Below are 21,846 nucleotides of genomic sequence, written 5' to 3'. Positions count from 1 at the left end.
GACGGCTTGGAAAAATGAGCGTCCGCACCGCGTCGACTGCGCCCTTCGCCGGTGGCGGCAGCCTGATCAAAATGCGGTACGGCGCCGAGGTAAACGCCGTGCATGAGATCAGAAAAACCGCGGTGATCGGCGCCGGCGTGATGGGCGCGGGAATCGCAGCGTTGTTCGCGAACGCCGGGCTTTGTGTCGCACTTCTGGACATCGATCCGGCACTGTCGGCGGCTGCGGTTTCCCGTCAGATCAAGGCAGGCGGCTTCACGGATCCTGCCTTTGCCGATCGCATCCGGACGGGATCGAGCATAACCGATCTCGATATGGTCGCAGACGCAGACTGGATCGTTGAGGCCGCGGCCGAGAGTCTCGACACCAAGCATCAAATCTTCACCGCGCTCAACGCAGTCAGGAAGCGCGGGTCGATCGTCTCCTCGAACACATCGACCATTCGTCTTTCGCAACTCGTCGGGGGCATGGACCCGCTCGATGCTCGGGATTACCTGATCGCGCATTTCTTCAATCCTCCGCGCACGATGAAGCTCCTTGAACTGGTTGCGGGACCGCAGACGCGCCTAGAGGCTACAGCCCTGGTCACCGCATTTTCAGAGGAAAGTCTTGGACGGTGCGTGGTGCCGTGCCGTGACACGCCGGGCTTCATCGCCAATCGGATCGGTAATTTCTGGACCGCAGTGGCGCTCGATGCGGCGATTGCGCAAAACCTCGATGTCGAGGAAGCCGACGCCCTTATCGGATATGCGTTCGGGTCCGCTGCCGGAATCTTCGGCCTGCTCGATCTGGTCGGCATCGACCTTGTGCCGACCGCGTCGCGCAGCCTGCGATCAGCCTTGGCGGATGATGATCCCTTGCAGGCTTATCCGGCGGAACCGCCGTTGATCACGGCGATGATCGCGGAAGGGCGCGTCGGCAGAAAGGCGGGCGCGGGCTTCTTCCGCAAGGATCACGAAGGAACGTTGCAGGTGCTCGACCTTCGCGATCGAACATATCGTGCGCGCCGTCCTGCCTCGTCGCCCGCACTTGCCGCGACAGAGGGAGACCTGCGTCTCTTGATGAGCCACGAAAGCGCGGGTGGCCGCTTCATGTCGGTGGTCATGAGTCGGACACTTGCCTACGCGGCCTCGCTGATCCCGGAGATCGCCGATACGCCCGACCACATCGATCAAGCGATGCGCGAGGGATATGGATGGCAACAGGGGCCTTTCCAGCTGATCGAGCGGCTCGGCCCTGGCTGGCTGGTGACCCGCCTGCGGGCGGAGCATATCCCGGTCCCCGCCTCGCTCGAGGATGCCGGAAGCGGAACTTCGGTGACCTGAGCGCGACGCCGAAACCGGGCACGTCGGGTTTCACGCATCGGACATTCGATATGAGGCCGGCGCGACCTGCCGACGCAAGCGCAAAGCGCGGGCCGTCAATTCGATCCGGCCGCCCGCGACGGTGCCCAAGGCGAAAGCGAGCACCACGAGATCGGAATGCGCGACGTTTGCGCCAATCTCCTGGGTGAACATCCACCGCACGACCGGGCGGATCGACAGGATGAGGAGGAGCAACCCGAAGGCGTTTGCCGGCAGCCGCTGCATCACTCGTCCCGTGTCGTCCAGCGACAGAATGATCGTGCGGGCTCGCACGCCTCCAAGCAGGGCGCCGGCTGCTGTCGCGGGCACGGACCACAGCCAAATGAGAGGCAGTGGTCGTGCAAGGCAGAAGGCGAGCGCGGTGATCGAAAGGGAAAGGCCGAGCAGGCCCCATTGACGCGCCAGCTTGAGCCGTCGCTCGCGGGAGAGGCGCCGCCGCATCAGGCCCAGCGCGGCAAACCCCAGCACCGGCCCGATCAGGCCGGGCATCAAGACAGGGCTAGCCACCACCCGGGCGAAATCTCCTTCACGCCAATGCCATATCGCCCACGACTCTTTCAAAGATATGAATGATCTATGCGCATGCAGGAAGGCGAACTCTTCATCGACATGGGGTGGGCCTCCGCCGAATGGCGGTTATAGCGCGGAGCGCACCTGCGCAAAGACGAGGCGCCGTAGGTCGCGTTCGGTGCCCAGCTCGACCACAGCGTCGGCGCGGTCCGGCATTTCCCGGATGATATGACGCGTGAGGCGTTCATAATATTGGACGAAGCGGGTCACTTCATCGTCCGTCATGACGCGCAGATCGTGCCGTTCTTCCCTGCTTCGATCCCGTAGCTTGGCTTCCTGCTCGCGGCGCCAGCCAGCCACCACCTCGAAACCGGGTGGCTTCAGGAAGATCAGGAAATCGATGCGCGAAAACAGCGACTGATACCGCGCCAGTTCCGCGTTGACGAACCCGCGCCAGATTCCGTCCGGGTCCAGATCGCGCTCCAGATCATTGATCGGCTCCGCGAGCGCCTCGGGCAATTCCGGTCTCGCGCCCACGCACCAACCCTCGAACAGGACGATATCGGCACGGCCGTCGATAACCTTGCCCTGCTCCAGGGACCGTCGATCATCCGTCGCCTTGTCGAATGAGGGCAGGGCGGTACTTGGCCCGGTCAGGAGCCGATCCATAAGTTCGTTTCCGAGCGCCAGATCATGAGAGCCCGGCGGGCCGCGGGTGGCGAGCAGAGGATGCGTCGTCGATGCCAAGCGGGTTCGCTCCGCGCGGGTAAGATAGAGATCGTCCAGCGAAAGGATCGCGACCCGCAAGCCTACGGCCTGCAGCAATAGGCGTATCGCCTCGGCGCCGGTCGACTTGCCGCTCCCCTGAGGCCCGCACAGTCCCACGACGCGGGGCCCGCTCCCCTGACGCACATGAGCTGCGATGCGGTCCGCCAGCGGCGCATAGATATGTTCGATCGCGGCGCGGAAGGACGTTGGCAGCGCTTCCGTCACCATAAACGCATCGATATTTGCGGTCAGTTCGTCGGAATTCATTTGATGGAGTTTCTTTGCTCGTTGCCCGGGCTTGCGCGCCATTATGCTTGAACGCAGGAAGACAGAAAGCCTTGTCAGGTGATCTGTCAATATTTAAACGGCGGGGTGTGGTCTCGCCCGTTCCGGATCATCACCGGATGAAGGCCCATGACGGCGAGCAACGCCTGATTCCGTTGGAAGGATTTCACCTTGGCTGTTACCGTAATCGACCCCAACTCGGCCCTTATTGTCATAGACTTGCAGAAGGGTATCGCTGGCATGTTCCCCGGTGCCGAGGTGTTGCAGGCGGTGGTGGGAAATACGAACCGGCTTGTGCAGGCGTTTCGGGAGAAGGGACTGCCCGTCGTGATGGTCGTGGTTGCCGGAACGGCGCCGGGGCGGACCGACGCGCCGCCGCGGGGGCTGAAGGAGCTGCCGCCCGGCTTTACCGATCTCTTGTCCGAGCTGAGCCATGACGCGACCGACATCCTGATCGTGAAGAAGACCCCCGGAGCCTTTGCCAATACCGGATTGAAGCACAAGCTTGACGATCTGGGCGTGACACAGGTCGTGATCACCGGTGTTGCCACCAGCAGCGGCGTCGATTCGACGGCACGGCAGGCATATGAGCTTGGCTACAACGTCACGCTTCCGACCGATGCGATGACCGACGGGAATCCGGAGGCTCACAATGCGAGCGTCACGAAGGCCTTTCCGCGTATCGCCGAAACCGGGACGACGGATGACGTTCTCGCGATCCTGGCGCAGAGTGCCTGACCACCCATTACCAGGACATGGCGGGCAAGCCGTTCGGTTTCCTTGGCGGTTCGACGATGCGCTGTGCTGCGGCAAGGCTCGGGACTTCGGCGGAGCCGAGCGGCGCGATCGCGGACCTTCCAACGGACGGGCTGGTACGCGCAAAGAGGTTTCAGATTGAACGCAGCCCAGTACGTAACATCCCCAATCTCTTCCTATGCTGCACTGCGGTAATTTACCTCTCTCTCGCCACGTGCGGAACCAAAGAATTGGCAAACCAGAAAAATATCCGAATCTGGATCGTCGCGTCATTCGCGCTCGCGAGCGGTTGCTCGCTTGCGCCGCGTCCGCTGCATCCCGAACTACCGACTCCGGCGCGCTACCCGCCGGCGGCCGAGGCGGTTGATGCACCGTCCGCCGCACGGCTGGGCTGGCAGGCATTCTTCGCCGAGCCCGAACTGCAGGCGCTGATTGCGCGTGCGCTCGACAACAATCGCGACCTGCGTGCCGCCGCCGCGCGCATCGAGCAGGCGCGTGCGACGCTGCGCCTGCGTGGCGGCGATCTACTGCCCCAGCTCAGCGGCTCGGCCAGCATGGCCAAGATCGGTGTGCCCGACCAGTTTTCGCAGCTGCTGGGCAAGGACACGCTGACAAGCTACGACGGATTGCTCCAGACAAGCTGGGAGATCGACCTCTTCGGCCAGCTGCGCAACCTGCGCGCCGTTGCGCTCCAGCACTATCTGGCGAGCGAAGCGGCGCGGCGCGGCGTTGCCACCAGCCTGGTTGCCCAAGTGGTCACTGGCTATCTCACCGATCGCGAATATGCCGAGCGCCTGGCGCTGGCCCGCGACACGCTCGCCAATCGCGAGGCGTCGTTGCGTCTGCTCACGCGGCGCTTCGAGGTCGGCTCGGGCTCGAAGGTCGAAGTGACTCAGGCCGAGACGCTGCGTACCCAGGCGCTGGGCGCAGCGCAGTCGATCGAGTTGGCGCGCGCGCAGAATCTCGACGCGCTGGCGGTGCTGGTCGGCGAACCGGTAGGGGAGGGCGCGATGACGCGCTCGCTCGCCCAGATCGGGCTCGATCAGCCGATCCCCGCCGGTCTGCCTTCGGAACTGCTCGTCTATCGGCCGGACATCGCCGCCGCCGAGCACCAGCTGCGCGGTGCGGAGGCCGATATCGGCGCCGCCCGCGCGGCCTTTTTCCCCAACATCAGCCTGACCGCGGGGATAGGATCCACCACCGACGACCTTGGTCATTTGTTCGCCGCGGGCACCGGCCTCTGGCTGTTCCGCCCCAGCGTGTCGCTGCCGATCTTCACCGGCGGCAAGCTGCACGCGAATCTCCGGGCATCCGAGGCGCAACGCGACGAGATGGTCGCCAACTACGAGAAGACCATCCAGGGCGCGTTCCGCGACGTGGCCGACGCACTGGCGCAACGCCGATGGCTTGCCGCGCAGATCGACACGGCGAACCAGTCGATCGCTGCGCTCGCCGAGCGGTCGCATCTTGCGCAGATCCGCTATGAGGCTGGTCGCTCCGCCTATCTCGACGTGCTCGATGCCGAGCGCGACCTGTTCTCGGCCCGTCAGACACTGGTGCAGCTGCGGCGCGCCTGGTTGACGAGCGGCGTCGCGCTCTACGCAGCGCTCGGCGGGGGCTTTTCCGAAACGCCAAGCCAGGGGCAACATCCATGAACGACTGGAAGAAATGGGCCGTGCGCGGCGCGATCGTGATCGCCGTGCTGATGGCCAGCTATGTCGGCTGGCGGCTGTTGAACCACGACGGGCTAGGCGACGCCGTCGCCGACGGCAACGGCCGAGTCGAGGCGACTGAAATCGATATCGCCGCGAAGGCGCCGGGGCGCATCCGCACGGTGCTGGTCGACGAGGGCGATGTCGTGCGGGCCGGCCAAATTCTCGCGACGATCGACGTCGACTCGCTCCTGGCGCAGCGCGCGCAAGCCGTGGCCCAGCTGCAGGCGGCGCTGACATCGGTGCAGTCGGCGGAGGCGCAGGTCACACAGGCGCTTAGCCAACGCATCGCAACGCTCGCGCAGCAACGTCAGCGCGAGGCGGACCTGAGCTCGGCGGGCGAACATCTTGCCAGGTCGACCACGCTAGCTTCCGAGGGCGCCACGCCGCGGCAGGAGCAGGAAGACGATCGTTCGCGCCTGCGGAGCGCAGAGTCGGGCGTCGAAGCCGCGCGCGCGCAGGTCGGCGCGATCGACGCGGCGGTGGCGACTGCCCGTGCGCAAGTCGCCGGCGCGCGCGCCAATGTCGAGGCCGGGCAGGCGGCGATCCACCGCATCGACGCCGATATCGCCGACGCCGTGCTGCGCGCGCCGCGCTCGGGCCGCATCCAGTATCGCATCGCCGAGCCGGGCGAAGTCGTCGCTGCGGGGGGCAAGGTGCTCAACATGATCGACCTGAGCGACGTCTACATGACCTTCTTCCTGCCTGAACAGGCAGTGGGCCGCGTCGGCATGGGCGACGAGGCGCGCATCGTGCTCGACGCCATGCCCGGCCGCGTGATCCGCGCGCGCATCTCGTTCGTGGCCGATGTCGCGCAGTTCACGCCCAAGACGGTCGAGACCAGGGACGAGCGCCAGAAGCTGATGTTCCGCGTGCGCGCTTCGATCCCGCCGAAGCTGTTGGCACAGCTCTCCGCGCAAGTGAAGTCGGGCATGCCGGGCATGGCGTATGTCCGCATCGATGCCTCCAAGCCGTGGCCGGCCAAGCTCGCGCTCAAGCCGTGAGCGATTCCGCGATCCACCTCTCCGGCGTCGGGCTGGACTATGGTGGCACGATCGCGCTCGAAGGCGTCGATCTCGAGCTGCCGCAGGGGCAGGCGGTCGCGCTGATCGGGCCGGACGGTGTCGGCAAGTCGAGCCTGTTCGCGCTGGTCGCGGGCGCCCGCGCGATCCAGGACGGCACCGTGGAAGTGCTCGGTGGCGACATGGCCGACGCGGCGCATCGCCGTCGCGTCTGTCCGCGCGTAGCCTATATGCCACAGGGACTGGGCAAGAACCTCTACGCCACACTCTCGATATTCGAGAATATCGATTTCTTCGCCCGGCTGTTCGGCCAGGCTGAGGCCGAGCGCGTGCGGCGGATCGACGAGCTGATGGACGCGACCGGTCTCACGCCGTTCCGCGACCGGCCCGCGGGTAAGCTCTCGGGCGGCATGAAGCAGAAGCTCGGCCTGTGCTGCGCACTGATCCATGATCCCGATCTGCTGCTGCTCGATGAGCCGACCACCGGCGTCGATCCGCTGTCGCGCGTGCAGTTCTGGGAGTTGATCGACCGCATCCGCGCCGGTCGGCCGGGCATGAGCGTGCTGGTCGCGACGGCCTATATGGAGGAGGCCGAGCGGTTCGACTGGCTCGTGGCGATGGACGGCGGCCGCGTGCTGGCGACCGGCACAGCGCAGGAGTTGCGCGCGCGCGCCGGTGCCGCGACACTCGAAGAGGCATTCATCGCGCTACTGCCCGAAGCGCGGCGACTGGAGCACCACATGGTCACCGTCCCGCCGCGGGTGGCCACGACCGACGGCACGCCGGTGATCGAGGCGCGCGGTCTGACCAAGCGTTTCGGCGCCTTCACTGCGGTCGACCATGTCGATTTCCGCATCGAGCGCGGCGAGATCTTCGGCTTCATCGGCTCGAACGGCTGCGGCAAGACGACGACGATGAAGATGCTGACGGGGCTGCTCCCCGCCAGCGAAGGCGAGGCGCTGCTGCTCGGCCGCCCGGTCGACTCCAACGACATCGCGACCCGCAAGCGCGTCGGATATATGTCGCAGAGCTTCTCGCTCTACACCGAGCTGACAGTGCGGCAGAATCTCGAGCTGCACGCTGAGCTCTTCCAGGTGCCAGCGGACCAGCTTGCCGCGCGTGTTGCCGGGATGGCGGATCGGTTCGATCTCGCCGGGCTGATGGACGCCTATCCCGAGAGCCTGCCACTGGGCCAGCGCCAGCGGCTCAGTCTCGCCGTGTCGATCATCCACGCGCCCGAGATATTGATCCTCGACGAGCCGACCTCGGGCGTCGACCCGATCGCGCGCGACACCTTCTGGCAGATGATGGTCGACCTCGCACGCAACGATGGCGTCACCATCTTCATCTCGACCCATTTCATGAACGAGGCCGAGCGCTGCGATCGCATCGCGCTGATGCATGCCGGCAAGGTGCTGGCGATGGATACGCCGGGGAAGGTAGTGGCGGACGCCGGTGCGGCGAACCTGGAAGACGCGTTTATCCGCTTGCTCCGCAAGCTCGAAGGCGACGAAGCGCCGCGGGGCGATCTGCGTCTGGCGCTCGCCGAGGGGGGCCGCAAGGTCGAGCCGACGAAGCTGGCCGACGCGGCCGAACCGGGCCCGATCCCGCCCGATCCGCCGCCCGGGGTGCCGAGCCGCTTCAGCGTGCAACGCCTGCTGAGCTACACGCGGCGCGAAGCACTGGAGCTGCGCCGCGATCCGGTACGGGCCACGCTCGCGCTCGTCGGCAGCATCCTGCTGATGCTGATCATCGGCTATGGCATCAGCCTCGACGTCCAGAATCTGCCCTTCGCCGTGCTCGACCGCGATGGTAGCAGCACCAGCCGCAATTATGAGCTCAATCTCGCCGGCTCGCGCTACTTCGTCGAGCGGGCGCCGGTGCACAGCTATGCCGAGCTCGATCGGCGCATGCGCGACGGCGAGCTGAGCGTCGTCATCGAGATTCCGCCGCATTTCGCGCGCGACATCCGCCGCGGCACGCCGGTCGCGATCGGGATGTGGGTCGACGGCGCGATGCCGAGCCGGGCGGAGACGGTGCTCTCCTATGTCCAGGCGATGCATGTCACATGGCTCTCGCAATTCTCGATGGAGCAATTGGGCGTGCGGCCGGCGCTTGGCCCGGTCAACATCGAGACCCGTTATCGCTACAACCCCGATGTCGCGAGCCTCGTGGCGATCGTTCCCGCCGTGATCCCGATGCTGCTGCTGTTCATTCCGGCAATGCTGACAGCCTTGAGCGTGGTTCGCGAGAAGGAGCTGGGCTCGATCGTCAACCTTTACGTCACGCCGGTCACGCGGTCCGAATTCCTGGTCGGCAAGCAGCTCCCCTATATCGCGATCGGTATGTTCAATTTCGCGCTGCTGCTGGGGATGGCCGTCACCATCTTCGGCGTGCCGGTCAAGGGCAGCTTGCTCGCGCTCTCCGCCGCGGCGCTGCTCTACGTCATGAGCGCGACGGCGATCGGGCTCATCTTCTCGAGCTTTACGCGCAGCCAGATCGCCGCGATCTTCGGCACCGCGATCGGCACGATGATCCCCGCGATCCAGTTCTCGGGCATGCTGACACCGGTCTCGTCGCTGGAAGGGACGAGCAAGCTGATCGGCGAGATCTTTCCGGCAAGCCATTTCGTCACGATCTGCCGCGGCGTTTTCTCCAAGGGGCTGGGTTTCGCGGACCTGCCCCAGGCCTTCCTCGCGCTCGCGATCGCGGCACCGGTGCTCACCGCCGCGGCGATCGCGCTGGTGCGCAAGCAGGAGCATTGAGCGATGCGCGTCGCCAACATCTTCCGGCTTGGCATCAAGGAACTGCGGAGCCTGTGGCGCGACCGGATGATGGTGGTGCTGATCCTCTGGGCCTTCACCGCTTCGGTCTATGTCGCCGCCAGCGGCGTTCCGGAAACGCTCAACAAGGCGCCGATCGCGATCGTCGACGAGGATCAGTCATCGCTTTCACAGCGGATCACCAGCGCCTTCTACCCGCCCTATTTCATGCCGCCCGCGTTGATCTCGCAGAAGCAGATCGACTCGGCAATGGATCAGGGGACCTTCACCTTCGTCCTGGACATCCCGCCCAATTTCCAGCGCGATCTGCTCGCCGGCCGCAACCCGGCGATCCAGCTCGACGTCGATGCGACGCGCATGGCGCAGGCCTTTTCGGGTAATGGCTATATCCAGCGGATCGTCAGCAGCGAAGTGAGCCGCTTCGTCGGCCGCGACCAGCCGGGCGCTGCGCTGCCGATCGACCTCGTGGTGCGTTCCCGCTTCAATCCGAACCTGACCGCGTTGTGGTTCGGTGCGGTGATGCAGATCATCAACCACGTCACCCTGCTCTCGATCATCCTGACCGGCGCCGCGCTGATCCGCGAGCGCGAGCACGGCACTGTCGAGCATCTGCTGGTGATGCCCGTGACGCCGTTCGAAATCATGGCGGCCAAGGTCTGGTCGATGGGGTCGGTGGTGCTGGTTGCGACCTGGCTGTCGCTCATTTTCGTCGTCGAGGGGGCGATGCGGGTACCGATCCAGGGCTCGATCGCGCTGTTCCTCGTTGGTACCGCCGCGCATCTGTTCGCAACGACGTCGATGGGCATCTTCCTCGGCACCTTCGCGCGGTCGATGCCGCAGTTCGGCCTGCTCGTGATCCTGACGATCGTTCCGCTCCAGTTGCTTTCGGGCGGCAGCACGCCGCGCGAGAGCATGCCAGTGATCGTGCAGGACGTGATGCTGGCCGCGCCGACGACGCATTTCGTCAAGCTCGCGCAGGGCATCCTCTATCGCGGCGCCGACCTCGGCGTGGTCTGGCCCCAGCTGCTCGCGATCATCGCCATCGGCGCGGTGTTCTACGCCATCGCGCTCGCCCAGTTCCGCAAGTCCATCAACACCATGGCCTGACACCCCAGAAAACCGATCATGGCCACCCGGCTCGCGCGCCGCGTCGCGCTCGTCACCGGCGGCACCACTGGCATCGGCGCGGCGACCTGTCGCGCGCTCAAGGCCGACGGATCGCCGTCGCCGCGACCTATCCGGCGGAGGGTGCGCGCAGCGCCAGCTTCGCTGCCGAGACCGGCATTCCAACCTTCCGCTGGTCGGTCACGGATTATGACGGCTGCGTCGCGGGCGCTGCGCAGGTCGAGGCAGCACTCGGCCCTATCGACATTCTCGTCAGCAACGCCGGCATCTCGCGTGACGGCTCATACTGGTCAATAGGGGCCGCTTGCCGCGCTCAAGCGTCAACCGGGAATTGGCATGCGGCATCCATCAAGCGCCTGGAAACCGTCGTTGCGAAAGCCTCTGGGTGACTCGTGAAGCTCGCCGCCTTGGAAGGTCGGGAATGATCATGGTTAGGAAGACAGAAAGCCTTGTCAGGTGATCTGTCGATAATTATAAGGTTACCTGTCGGGTTGTGCCGTGCCGGGATCTTCGGATGCAAGGCGCACCACGGCATACATCGCTTGATTCTACGTGAAGGAGTTTCACCTTGCCTGTTACCGCAATCGATCCAAAATCGGCCCTGATCGTCATCGATTTGCAGAAGGGTATCGCGGGCATGTTCCCCGGCTCCCAGGCGTTGACGCCGGTGATCGAGAACACCAATCGGCTGGCTGTGGCTTTTCGTGAAAAGGGTCTTCCGGTGGTTCTGGTCACAGTCGCGGGAACAGCGCCAGGGCGGACCGATGCGCCCCCTCGCGGACTGGCTCAACTGCCGGCAGGATTTACCGATCTGATGCCGGAACTCAGCCACGAAGCGACTGACATCCTGATCGTGAAGAAGACCCCTGGGGCCTTCGCCAACACCGGGCTGAAGCATCAACTTGATGACCTCGGTGTCACGCAGGTTGTCATCACCGGTGTCGCCACGAGCAGTGGCGTCGATTCCACAGCGCGTCAGGCTTATGAGCTCGGCTACAACGTCACCCTTCCGACCGATGCGATGACCGACGGAAACCCGGAAACTCATATGGCGAGCATCACGAAGGTGTTTCCACGCATCGCCGAGACGGGGACCACGGATGACGTGCTCGCGCTCCTGGCAAGTGGCGCCTGATCGAGGTTGCCAGCCAGGCCACCTCGGCCGGCGCGGGCGGCGGTTTCATCGCTGCCTGCCACCGGGCAGCGGCAGGCGGATGGTTTCACGGACGCGACTTTCTCCTGGGCCAGCGCCGAAGCGCGGTTGGTCCGGGAATCGTCGACATGCGGGATCGTCACGGGCGGGGCGCGCCTACCGTCGCTGTGGCGGCCAGGTGTGCGCGCGCTGACCGCAGAGCGGTGGATACCGCGCCGTGCGATGTGATGAACTGATCGAACCAGGATCTTCGGGGTCCGAGGACATGTGTATATGAAAATCGGCTTCATCGGTCTTGGCGTCATGGGGCGCCCCATGGCAGGTCATCTTCAGGCAGGCGGGCATGACCTTCTGATCATCCAGCGATCGTCGCCGCCTCCGGCAGAGCTTGTCTCGACCGGCGCGACGGTTCTGGAAACCGCGAGCGTGGTGGCGCGCAATGCCGACGTCATCATTCTCATGCTTCCGGATACACCTGACGTCGAGGCAGTGCTCTTTGGTCCGGACGGGGTCGCTGCCGGTCTCTCCCCGGGCAAGACCGTCATCGATATGAGCTCCATCAGTCCGCTGTCGACCAAGTGCTTTGCCGCGAAGATCGCCGCATTGGGCTGTGACTATCTGGATGCGCCGGTTTCAGGTGGGGAGGTCGGCGCGAGGGCCGCTTCGCTTACAATCATGGTCGGCGGCGATGAAACCGCTTTTGCGAAGGTAACGCCGCTTCTCTCGCTGATGGGCCGCAGCATCACGCGCATCGGCGATGCGGGTGCGGGCCAGACGGCGAAGGTCGCAAATCAGATCATCGTCGCGCTGACGATCGAAGCCGTGGCGGAGGGTCTATTGTTCGCCTCCAAGGCGGGTGCAGACCCCGCCCTGGTCCGCGAAGCCTTGCTCAACGGTTTTGCGGCTTCCCGGGTGCTCGAGGTCCACGGCGCCCGCATGATCGAGCGCAAGTTCGATCCGGGATTCCGCGTCGCCCTGCACCAGAAGGATTTGGACCTCGCCCTTTCGGGCGCACGCGAGCTGGGCCTGGCGCTGCCGAATACCGCAACCGCGCAGGCGCTCTTCAACGCCTGTCAGGCGATCGGTCTCGGAGACTGCGATCACTCGGCGATGGTCCAGGCGCTCGAGCGGCTCGCCGACCATCAGGTCGCTCCCGGCTAGAGGCTGATTTCAAGCTGCTGTCCCCGGTCGCACCAAACGGACTGCGCTCGCGCATGCGGGCACGATGAAACCAAGGAGAATGTGATGGGCGAGAGCGTCATGGCCAATTCGACCGTCGAAATCGAAGACGTCCAGGCGATCCCGCTTGTCGAGCTCAATCCGGGGCGCGTCGACCGCTTTACCGCGGACACCATCTGGCCGGTTTTTGAACGGCTGCGTCGAGAAGATCCGGTTCATTTTACGCCCGAGAGCGAGTTCGGACCCTATTGGTCGGTCACTCGCTGGGCCGATGTCACGGCAGTCGATACCAACAACAAGGTCTTCTCTTCGGCCCGGGGAATTGGCCTTCCCAATTTGGCCGCCGAGCAAGAGCAGATGAAAATGGCGCAAGCCGCTGGCCGACCCGTCGCGCGTGGCGAGGCCGCGACCGATAACAGCTTCATCGGCATGGACGAACCCGAGCACCGCGTGCACCGCAAGGCGGTCAGCCCGGCAATGGCGCCGCCCAACATCGCCAAGATGGCATCGCTGGTGCGAGAGCGTGCCAGTGCCATTCTCGACTCTCTGCCGATCGGCGAACCCTTCGACTGGGTCGATCTGGTCTCAAAGGAGCTGACGACGATGACGCTCGCGACGCTCTTCGACTTCCCGTTCGAGGAACGCCGCAAGCTTCCGTACTGGACGGACATGATCATCAACCAACCCGGCTATGGTCCGGTGAAGAGCTGGGAACAACGGGACCAGGCGCTGGTAGAGTGCGTGACTGCTTTCCAGAAGCTCTGGGACGAGCGGATCGACAGCGAGCCCGCCGGCGATCTCATCTCGATGCTTGCCCACAATCCCGCGACGCGCGAAATGTCGCGCCAGCAATATCGCAGCACCGTGGGCCTGCTGCTTATCGGCGGCAATGACACCACCCGCAACACAATCTCCGGAAGCATCTACGCGCTCAACCGGCATCCGGACCAATATGCCAAGCTGCGGGCCAATCCGGACCTCATCCTATCGATGGTCTCCGAGACACTTCGCTGGCACACGCCCATCTCCTACATGAGTCGCGTGACAACTCGTGATATCGAGCTCGGCGGCAAGACCATCCGGCAGGGCGAACGGGTGGTCATGTGGTACATCTCGGCCAACCGTGACGACGCGGTCATCGAGAATCCGAACGACTTCATCATCGACCGCAAGCGGGCACGCAACCATCTGGCGTTCGGCACCGGCGTGCATCACTGCGTCGGCAATCGCGTCGCGGAGATGCAGCTGACCATCATCTGGGAAGAGATCTTCAAGCGCTTCCCGGAGATCAAACTGATCGGCGACCCGGTGCGTACCCACTCCTCCTTCGTGCATGGATTCGACAACATGCAGGTGGTGATACCGTCACGCCTGTGATGCTCTCAGCCCGACCCGATCCATGGACCCACGCCACCGCACGGCAGCGTCAGTCTGACGTGGCCGCGCCGCGCACCGGTTCGCTGGTCGCACCCATCATCCGGAGGAACGAATGCCGAAATTGATCGTCGAGACGTGCGAAGGACATGTGACGAGCGTCGATGGCGAAGACGGGCTGAGCGTGATGGAGGTAATCCGCGCCGCGGGCTTCGATCAGCTGCTGGCCCTTTGCGGTGGCTGCTGTTCTTGCGCCACGTGCCATGTCTATGTCGATCCGTCTTTCGTCGACAGGCTCCCGCCGATGAGCGAGGATGAGAATGATCTGCTGGATGGTTCGGATCATCGCACCAACAGGTCCCGCCTTTCCTGCCAGCTTCCGTTCGACCGTACGATCGATGGACTCGCAGTGACAATAGCACCGGAGAACTGAGCCTTTAGCAGGCTCGCCGTCGGCGGGACGCCGCGCTGCCGGATCGAGCGAGGTCGCGCCGATCTCGTCCGGCACCCTCGCCGGGTTTATGATCCCCATCGATATCACAAGAATAACTGGCCAGTTTACCTGATTATATATAAAGCAGGTGCATGAACACGAGCCCTGGCCAATCTCTGTCTCCCGAACCGGTCACGGCAGAAATCCGCCGGTCGGTTCCAGACAGCCCAGGCTCCGGCACGTTCCGCTCCTTGAGAAAATATAATTACCGCCTTTGGTTCGGCGGCGGGCTGATCTCAAACATAGGCACGTGGATGCAGCGCACGGCCCAGGACTGGCTGGTCCTGACCCAGCTCACCCACCATAGCGCGACGGCCGTCGGCGTCGTGATGGGCCTGCAATTTGGCCCCCAATTGCTGTTGCTGCCCTGGGCCGGCTACGCGGCTGACCGATTCGACCGGCGTCGGCTCCTCATGGTGACGCAGGCAGCGATGGGCATGCTCTCGCTCGCGCTGGGCTTGCTCGTCGTCACCGGGCTTGTCCATCTCTGGCAGGTCTACATCCTTGCCTTCCTGTCGGGGTGCGTCACCGCGATCGACGGGCCTGCGCGCCAGACCTTCGTCTCCGATCTGGTCGGGGAAGAACATCTCGCCAACGCTGTGGCGCTGAATTCGACGTCCATGAACTCCGCGCTTTTGGTTGGCCCGTCCGTGGCAGGCATCGTTATCGCCGCAGTTGGTTCAGGGTGGGCGATCCTGATCAACGGGGCATCGTTCATTGCCGTGCTTGGTTCGCTATTCTTCTTGCGCAAGAGCGAACTTCATCCGAGCGTCCGGGCCGGTCGCGCCCGGGGTAGTCTAGTGGAAGGGCTGCGCTACGTCCGGTCTCGCCCGGATATCGGCGCCATCCTGTGGATGATCGCGCTCATCGGCACATTCGGCCTCAATTTTCCGATTTTCATCTCGACCATGGCGACCAGAATCTTTCATGGCGGCGCGTCTCTGTACGGCCTCCTCTACTCGGTAATGGCGCTCGGAACGATCGGCGGCGCGCTCATCGCCGCGCGCCGGAAAAAGCCGAATTTCCGACTTATTCCCTTGGCGGCGGCAACGTTCGGGATCGGTTTCGTGCTCGCGGCGATCACGCCAAACGCCTGGTTGTTCGGCGCGGCGCTCGTCCTCATCGGCATTTCGTCGCTCACTTTCTCCAATGCCACGAGCAGCCTGATGCAATTGTCGACCCCTCCGGTCATGCGGGGGCGGGTCATGGCGCTGCGTCTGGCGATCGGTGTTGGCGGGACGCCGATCGGCGCCCCGATCGCAGGCTGGGTTGCCGACACATTCGGTCCGCGCTGGGCGCTGGGCGTCGGCGCCGCTGCCGGATTCGCCGCGACGGCAGTCGCTATCCGGTATCGCACGAGGCGCAGATGAAGGCGGCAGCCTGTCCCGCTTCGGCGCTTCCGGGATATTTGTCGATGAAACGGCAGACAAGCTTGTCAGGTGGCCTGTCATTATTTATGAAGCTTCATGTTGTCTCCATCCTCTCAGCAGTGGCCCTTGCTCCAGTCATGCGAGAACTCCTTGCGACGCGGGGGTGCTTCCTGGGGGCGTGCGGCGCCAGCAAACGCTCATGACGACGGTGCGCATGGCGGGAGGTCGCGGGCGCGGCCGACAGTCGCGCGCTAGCCATTGTCGCAACGCAGAGGAGATCCAAGGGTGCGTGCATTTGAGAGGAAGGACCGAAGATGATCCGCCGACCCTTGGGACGATCGGACATTGCGATCGCGCCGTTGATGCTGGGCGGCAATGTATTCGGCTGGACGGCCGATCGTGAGGCGTCATTCGCCGTGCTCGATCGGTTCGTAGATGCCGGCCTCAACGCCATCGACACCGCCGATGTCTACTCATCCTGGGCGCCCGGCAATGTCGGCGGGGAATCGGAAACCGTCATTGGCGAATGGCTCAGTCAGCGCGGCGGCCGGGACCGGGTGGTGATCGCGACCAAGGTCGGCAGCGCGCCGACGCCGGCCAATGGACCTTGGCTTCTCTCTGCAGATCACATCGTCCGCTCGGTCGAGGGGTCGCTCGCGCGGCTGCGGACGGATTATATCGATCTTTACCAGGCGCACGGCGACGACACGAACACGCCGCTCGACGAAACCCTGGAGGCGCTCGATCGGCTGATCCGCACGGGCAAGGTGCGCGCTGTCGGGGCCTCGCATTTCACCCCCGATCGCCTGGCAAACGCTCACGAGGTCAGCCGCGAACGCTCTCTGGTTCGGTTCGATACCATGCAGCCACGCTACAGCCTGGTGGCGCGAAGCGAGTTCGAGGGCGACCTGCAGACGCTGTGCGTGCGCGAGCAGATCGGCGTGCTCTGCTATGGCGTTCTGGCCAAGGGATTTCTGACCGGCAAATATCGGTCCCAGGCCGATATCGACGGGAAAGTCTATGCCGATTTCCTGCGGCCCAACATGAATGAGCGCGGGCACGGGATCGTGCGTGCCCTGGAGATGGTCGCTGACGTGCATCGCACGACCGTCGCGGCCGTCGCGATCGCCTGGGTGGTCGCACAGCCGGGCGTGACCGCCGCCATTGCGGCGGTCGACACAACCCAGCAGCTCGACGAACTGGTTGGCGCCGTTGAGCTCTCACTGGCACCGGCGGAAATCAACGCGCTCGACGGTGCAAGCCGCGTCGCGTCCCCGGCGGGCGTCCCTTGATCCCAGACATCCGATCAGGTCGACAAACAATAGAGGGTATGAGGATGGACTTCGAGGGACAGGTGGCGCTCGTGATCGGCGGAGCGTCCGGAATGGGCCATGCGGCGGCCCGCATCCTTGCCGGGCGCGGCGCTCAAGTGATCATCGCTGATCGGGATGAAGCCGCGGCCCAGCGCGAAGCACGGACACTGGTCGAGCAAGGCCTTTGCGTCATCGCGCGCGGGCTGGATGCACGCTCCGCAACCGAACGCGCCGCCCTGTTCCAGTTCGTCGAATCCACCTTTGGCGGTCTCAACGTCCTGTTCAATACCCTTGGATCCCATGGACCTGACGGACTCGAGGTCGACGAGGCGTCCTACGACGAGGCATTCGATCTGAACGTCAAGGTGCATTACTTCACGGTTGTTGAAGCCTTGCCCCTGTTACGGTCACGCGCGCCGAGGGCCTCTGTAAGCCTGATGTCATCGGCCGGCGGGCTGCGTTATGCAGGCCGCTCGCCGCTCTACGCGATCACGAAGTCAGCGCTCGTCATGATGGCACAGACTATGGCACGAGACCTTGGGCCGTCCGGAATCCGCGTCAACGTGATCTGCCCCGGCGCGGTCGATACTCCGTTCGGCGGTTCGCATCACGCGCCCCAAGCGCGGGCGGACGCAAGGGCCGCCTTCATGCAGAAGCTCCCGCTCCGCCGCATAGCGAGCGCGGACGACATCGGTGAAGTTGTGGCGTTCCTTGCCTCGGACGCCGGCTCATATCTGACGGGGTTGACTGTGCCGGTCGATGGCGGCGCCTTGCTTATCTGAAGCGAGGCTCCAGGCAAGGTTGTCGATCCATGAAACCAGATCAGGGCTTTGCAACGATCGAGCATGCTTGCGTAGATGTGAATGAATAGTTTATATATATGGAACATTGCCTCCCGCAGGGAGCGAACAGGGGAGCTGCCGAGTTGGTCACCATCGCTGTCATCGCCATGGGCGAAATGGGTTCCGGAGTGGCCAAACGGCTGGTCGAGCAGGGCGCGCGAGTCGTCACGTCGCTGGACGGGCGTAGCGGCGCCAGCGCCGAGCGCGCGCACGAAGCCGGGGTCGAGATGGTCAACGACGCCGAGCTCGTTCAGCAAGCCGAGATTATTCTATCAATCGTGCCTCCCGCCGCGGCGGTTGCGACTGCCACCCGCTTTGCGGCTCTGATCGCGCCGCTCGAGCGGCCACCCGTCTATGTCGACTGCAATGCGATCGCGCCGCAAACCTTGAAAGAGATTGCCGGGGCGTTCGTGCCGCACAAGCTTCCTATTCTGGACGGCTCGATCATCGGGATCCCGCCAAGGCCCGGCTACAGCCCCAAGCTCTACCTCTCGGGCGACGGCGCCGGCACCGCTGAGACGTTGAAGGGTCTTGGACTGGATGCTCGCCTGGTCTCCTCTGATCTCGGAGACGCATCGGCGCTGAAGATGGCTTTCGCGGGAATCACCAAAGGCTTCCAGGCCCTCGGCGCCGCGATGGCGATCGGCGCCGCGCGCGGCGGTGCGGCGACTCTCTTCCTGACCGAGGTCCGCGAGACGTTGCCATCGCTCTATGACTTCCTCGCCAAAATGCTGCCCTCCATGTATGCGAAGGCATATCGCTGGGACGACGAGATGTTGGAGATCTCGCGCTTCCTGGAACCGGAAGAGGGTGCCGCGGAAATGCTGTCCGGTGCGGGGGCGCTTTTCCGCAGCATCGCCGCGGCCCACCGGGCCGGGCCGGATTCCGAGATCATCCAAATTCTGAACGCGTTCGTCGCTCCGCAGGCTTGATACTGAAAGGGCGAAGGATGACAACGGACCGGAAGCGACCGTACCAAATTTGTGCGGAAGTTTTGCAGCGCCTGGCGGCTGGACTTGAATTGCGCTGGCTGCGCTCATCCGGGCTGCGATCCCCATTTGCCAGCCTCCCGTTGCGGGAAGTGATTTGAGCGGCGGCGCCGCTTCGTTGGCGCCGGTGTGTCTGCCGCCGCGTAAGCCCTGTCCGCCGACGCGGTTTCGCGTCCCGAGGCACGCATGGGACACGCACGTGCATCTCATCGGCGGTGGGATTGACGCGCCGTTCCTGGAGAACCGCAGCTATACCCCACCGGTCGCGACCGTGGACGCGTTCATCGCCATGCTGGATACTGTCGGGGTGGATTACGGCGTCGTCGTACAGATCAGCGTCCACGGCTCGGACAATCGCATTTTGAAGGCGGCTTTGCGTCGCTATCCCGACCGCCTGCGCGGCGTCGCTTCGATCGCAGGTGACGAACCGGAAGAGGAACTCGAGGAACTTCACGCCCTCGGTGTCCGCGGCATTCGTCTGAACGAGCATTTTGCGGGCGGCGTTTCCGCTGAAAGCCTTTCGCCGATCGCAGAAATTTGCCGCCGTCTCGGTTGGCACCTCGACCTTGGTCTGACGGCAGGCCGTTTGCGTGCCACCGCGGACGATCTGCGCCGCCTCGATTTGCCATTCGTGCTCGACCATCTGGGCACGTGCTTGCCAGGCGGCGGTATAGCGCATCCCGACAATGCGGCGGTGATCGCGCTCGCGCGCAATGAGAATTGCTGGATAAAGCTGTCAGGCCTCTATCGCCTGAGTGCGGAGTCTTCTCCCTATCGCGACATGATCCCGCTCGTGCAGGCTTGTTGTTCAGCTGCCCCTGATCGCGTCATCTGGGGATCCGATTGGCCGAATGTTGCGCTCTTCGACCCTGACAAGGTCCCGGAGACCGGTGCGCAGCTCGATGCCATGGCAGAGCTGATCCCTGATCGCGCTCTGTTGCAGGCGATCCTGGTGGACAATCCCGGGCGATTGTTCGGATCGCCGGGCCTGCCTTCTCCAGATTCGAAGGCGGCCGGCCACCACGCCTGATACGCTGATTATCCTCTGGTTTTCGATCGACGGAAGGGTGTGCCGAACCGCTGCTTGAAACCAGCTTATCGGTGTTGTCCGGCCGCACGACGTGTCGGGATGGCATATTGCCCGGGCAATTCGGCATCGAATGCCCATCTCCGATCTTGACAGGCTACCTGTTGAGTTCCATGCTGAGACATAAAATCCACAGGAGGCTCGGATGCAGATCGCCATCGTTGATGAAATCAAGTCGAAAGACGCGAATAACGGCATGCAGGTCCGGGACGGCGGCGCCAATCGCGATTTTCGCGTGATGTTTGAGGAGGATGAGCCTGACGGTTTCAACTTCTGGATCGGGCGGACGGTTCATAACGACGAAGGCGATGATGCCTTTGTGAGCCCGCGCCACAGGCACACGTTCCAGCAGATCAAATTCGTCGAAAGGGGGGAACTCGACGTCACCCCGGATCTCTATATCCACGAGGGCGATTTGGGCTACTTCCCGAAGGGGGCCTATTATGGGCCGCAGCGGCGGGAGAGGGGGCTTACCACGATCACCTGTCAATACGGGTTCAATGGCGAGCACCAGCGTGGCGAGTACTGGACCTCGCGGAGAGCTGAAGCGCTCGCGCGGCTCAAGGCGCGGGGCCGGATTGAACACGGCCTTTTCATCGAACAGGATCCCGTCAGCGGCGAGACCAGGACGCGCGATGCGGTCGATGCGCTGTATGACGAACGCTATCAGATGGTGAATCAGGGCGCCTCGCTCAAGATCCCGGAGCCGGTCTACGATGCGCCGGTCATCCTTCACCCAGGCAATGCGCATTATTACCAAGCGGCACCTGGCGTGGAGCTGAAGCAACTTGGACGCTTCTTCGATCAGCCCGGCCCGAACGGCGATGTCAGCATCGCGATCGCCTGCTTCAAGGGCGGTACTCTGGATCTGAGCGCTGACCGACCGCAGATTGCCTGGACCCTGGGCAAAGGGCTGAAGGCTGGCGACCGCGTCTGCCCGAGCGCGGCGATGGTCTACAGCCCACGCGGCGAGGAAGGGCAGATCGGCGGCGAAGATGGCCTCGAGGTCTATCTGGTCGAGTTTCCCCGGCTGGATTGACGGAAGCATTGCGGTTCGCAGGCCGGATCGGCTGCGGACCCTCGCCGCAGTACGACAGTTCGAGGTGACCATGCCGGACGTTGATCCAGAAATTGTCTTCTACTGGGTACCCGGATGCGCCAACTGCACCCGACTCAAGGGATATCTCACCAGAAGGGGCGTCGCGTATCGCGCCGTCAACGTCCAGGCCGAGCCCGCAGCCCTGGAAGCGATCGCTGGTGCGGGGCTTCGCGCGCTGCCGGCGCTCCGCGTCGGAGAGCGTTGGGTTCCGACCGAGGAGGCTGACATCAACACGGCGCTCGGTCTCGCGGCGGAGGCGGAGCGCCCGCCGCTGCCGCCGCCCGCCGAGCTGATTGAACGATGCGGGCGCATGCTCGACTTGGCCAGCACCCTCGCGACCCAACTTCCGCCCGAACATTTTGACGACCCGACCCCGACGATGGCGGATTTTGTATCCGCCGGCAGGTTCATGGCGGATGGTCAGCCCTATCTGCCGCACGGGACGTCCAAGTCGCTGGTCCACCATATCGCCCAGCACGGCGAGAAGGCGATACGGCTGGTGCGGGCGTCGGACGGAATCCACGAGCTCGGCTTCGCGATAGATGGGACCGGGGATTATACCAAGTCCCATTAGTCAGAACTCCTTAGCCCAGCCGCGCATGCCGATGGACATGATGCGCCA

19 protein-coding genes are annotated in these 21,846 nt (G+C 64.2%); 17 read left to right on the top strand and 2 right to left on the bottom strand.

All coding sequences use genetic code 11. The features are described from left to right. Positions 1-14 precede the first annotated feature (14 nt). Positions 15-1,325, top strand: coding sequence for a 3-hydroxyacyl-CoA dehydrogenase family protein (locus ABD050_RS25260; protein ID WP_343892315.1), 1,311 nt, complete (start codon positions 15-17; stop codon positions 1,323-1,325). A gap of 30 nt (positions 1,326-1,355) precedes the next feature. On the opposite strand, the gene ABD050_RS25255 is transcribed toward ABD050_RS25260, so the two are convergent. Both ABD050_RS25255 and ABD050_RS25250 read right to left on the bottom strand, forming a co-directional pair. After that, the gene (locus ABD050_RS25255; protein ID WP_343892314.1) at positions 1,356-1,853 is read right to left on the bottom strand and encodes a hypothetical protein; all 498 of its coding nucleotides are present in this window, start codon (positions 1,851-1,853) and stop codon (positions 1,356-1,358) included. Between the two features lie 147 nt (positions 1,854-2,000). Next, positions 2,001-2,951 (bottom strand): kinase, encoded by a 951-nt coding sequence (locus ABD050_RS25250; protein WP_343892313.1) that lies wholly within the window; start codon positions 2,949-2,951, stop codon positions 2,001-2,003. 147 nt (positions 2,952-3,098) lie between these two features. Between ABD050_RS25250 and ABD050_RS25245 the strand changes: the two genes are divergently transcribed. The 16 genes from ABD050_RS25245 (at position 3,099) to ABD050_RS25170 (ending at position 21,798) form a co-directional block, all read left to right on the top strand. Then, positions 3,099-3,665: a cysteine hydrolase family protein gene (locus ABD050_RS25245; protein ID WP_343892312.1), complete on the top strand. Its 567-nt coding sequence runs from the start codon at positions 3,099-3,101 to the stop codon at positions 3,663-3,665. 248 nt (positions 3,666-3,913) lie between these two features. Next, positions 3,914-5,338 (top strand): efflux transporter outer membrane subunit, encoded by a 1,425-nt coding sequence (locus ABD050_RS25240; RefSeq protein ID WP_343892311.1) that lies wholly within the window; start codon positions 3,914-3,916, stop codon positions 5,336-5,338. Next, a complete protein-coding gene (locus ABD050_RS25235; protein ID WP_343892310.1) occupies positions 5,335-6,399 on the top strand; it encodes an HlyD family secretion protein in 1,065 nt (354 codons plus the stop codon). Before ABD050_RS25240 ends, ABD050_RS25235 begins: the two co-directional genes overlap by 4 nt. Continuing rightward, complete coding sequence (gene rbbA, locus ABD050_RS25230; protein WP_343892309.1) at positions 6,396-9,182, top strand: ribosome-associated ATPase/putative transporter RbbA; 2,787 nt, start codon at positions 6,396-6,398, stop codon at positions 9,180-9,182. The genes ABD050_RS25235 and rbbA overlap by 4 nt, the downstream gene beginning before the upstream one ends. A gap of 3 nt (positions 9,183-9,185) precedes the next feature. Beyond that, complete coding sequence (locus tag ABD050_RS25225; RefSeq protein ID WP_343892308.1) at positions 9,186-10,307, top strand: ABC transporter permease; 1,122 nt, start codon at positions 9,186-9,188, stop codon at positions 10,305-10,307. A 586-nt stretch (positions 10,308-10,893) separates the two neighbouring features. Beyond that, positions 10,894-11,460: a cysteine hydrolase family protein gene (locus ABD050_RS25220; protein ID WP_343892307.1), complete on the top strand. Its 567-nt coding sequence runs from the start codon at positions 10,894-10,896 to the stop codon at positions 11,458-11,460. 291 nt (positions 11,461-11,751) lie between these two features. Next, entirely contained in the window at positions 11,752-12,639 is an 888-nt protein-coding gene (locus tag ABD050_RS25215) for a 2-hydroxy-3-oxopropionate reductase (protein WP_343892306.1), read from the top strand. An 84-nt stretch (positions 12,640-12,723) separates the two neighbouring features. Further along, complete coding sequence (locus ABD050_RS25210) at positions 12,724-14,034, top strand: cytochrome P450 (RefSeq protein WP_343892305.1); 1,311 nt, start codon at positions 12,724-12,726, stop codon at positions 14,032-14,034. A 112-nt stretch (positions 14,035-14,146) separates the two neighbouring features. Continuing rightward, positions 14,147-14,464, top strand: coding sequence for a 2Fe-2S iron-sulfur cluster-binding protein (locus ABD050_RS25205; RefSeq protein WP_343892304.1), 318 nt, complete (start codon positions 14,147-14,149; stop codon positions 14,462-14,464). A gap of 152 nt (positions 14,465-14,616) precedes the next feature. After that, positions 14,617-15,894, top strand: a complete 1,278-nt coding sequence (locus ABD050_RS25200; protein ID WP_343892303.1) for an MFS transporter — start codon at positions 14,617-14,619, stop codon at positions 15,892-15,894. Between the two features lie 314 nt (positions 15,895-16,208). Beyond that, complete coding sequence (locus tag ABD050_RS25195; protein WP_343892302.1) at positions 16,209-17,186, top strand: aldo/keto reductase; 978 nt, start codon at positions 16,209-16,211, stop codon at positions 17,184-17,186. A 44-nt stretch (positions 17,187-17,230) separates the two neighbouring features. Next, the gene (locus tag ABD050_RS25190) at positions 17,231-17,989 is read left to right on the top strand and encodes an SDR family NAD(P)-dependent oxidoreductase (protein ID WP_343892301.1); all 759 of its coding nucleotides are present in this window, start codon (positions 17,231-17,233) and stop codon (positions 17,987-17,989) included. 143 nt (positions 17,990-18,132) lie between these two features. Continuing rightward, positions 18,133-18,981 carry an NAD(P)-dependent oxidoreductase gene (locus tag ABD050_RS25185; protein ID WP_343892300.1) on the top strand — a complete coding sequence of 283 codons (849 nt, stop codon included), beginning with the start codon at positions 18,133-18,135 and terminating at the stop codon, positions 18,979-18,981. Positions 18,982-19,237: 256 nt separating this feature from the next. After that, positions 19,238-20,068 (top strand): amidohydrolase family protein, encoded by an 831-nt coding sequence (locus ABD050_RS25180; protein ID WP_343892299.1) that lies wholly within the window; start codon positions 19,238-19,240, stop codon positions 20,066-20,068. 202 nt (positions 20,069-20,270) lie between these two features. Beyond that, positions 20,271-21,164 (top strand): hypothetical protein, encoded by an 894-nt coding sequence (locus ABD050_RS25175; RefSeq protein WP_343892298.1) that lies wholly within the window; start codon positions 20,271-20,273, stop codon positions 21,162-21,164. A 70-nt stretch (positions 21,165-21,234) separates the two neighbouring features. Beyond that, on the top strand, positions 21,235-21,798 hold the full coding sequence (locus ABD050_RS25170) for a glutaredoxin family protein (RefSeq protein WP_343892297.1): 564 nt from the start codon (positions 21,235-21,237) through the stop codon (positions 21,796-21,798). Positions 21,799-21,846 lie beyond the last annotated feature (48 nt).

Origin of the sequence: Sphingomonas oligophenolica (assembly GCF_039522915.1) — a bacterium.
Taxonomy (GTDB): domain Bacteria; phylum Pseudomonadota; class Alphaproteobacteria; order Sphingomonadales; family Sphingomonadaceae; genus Sphingomonas; species Sphingomonas oligophenolica.
Note: the sequence above shows the minus strand (reverse complement) of the source record. Positions and strands in the feature narration are given on the sequence as shown.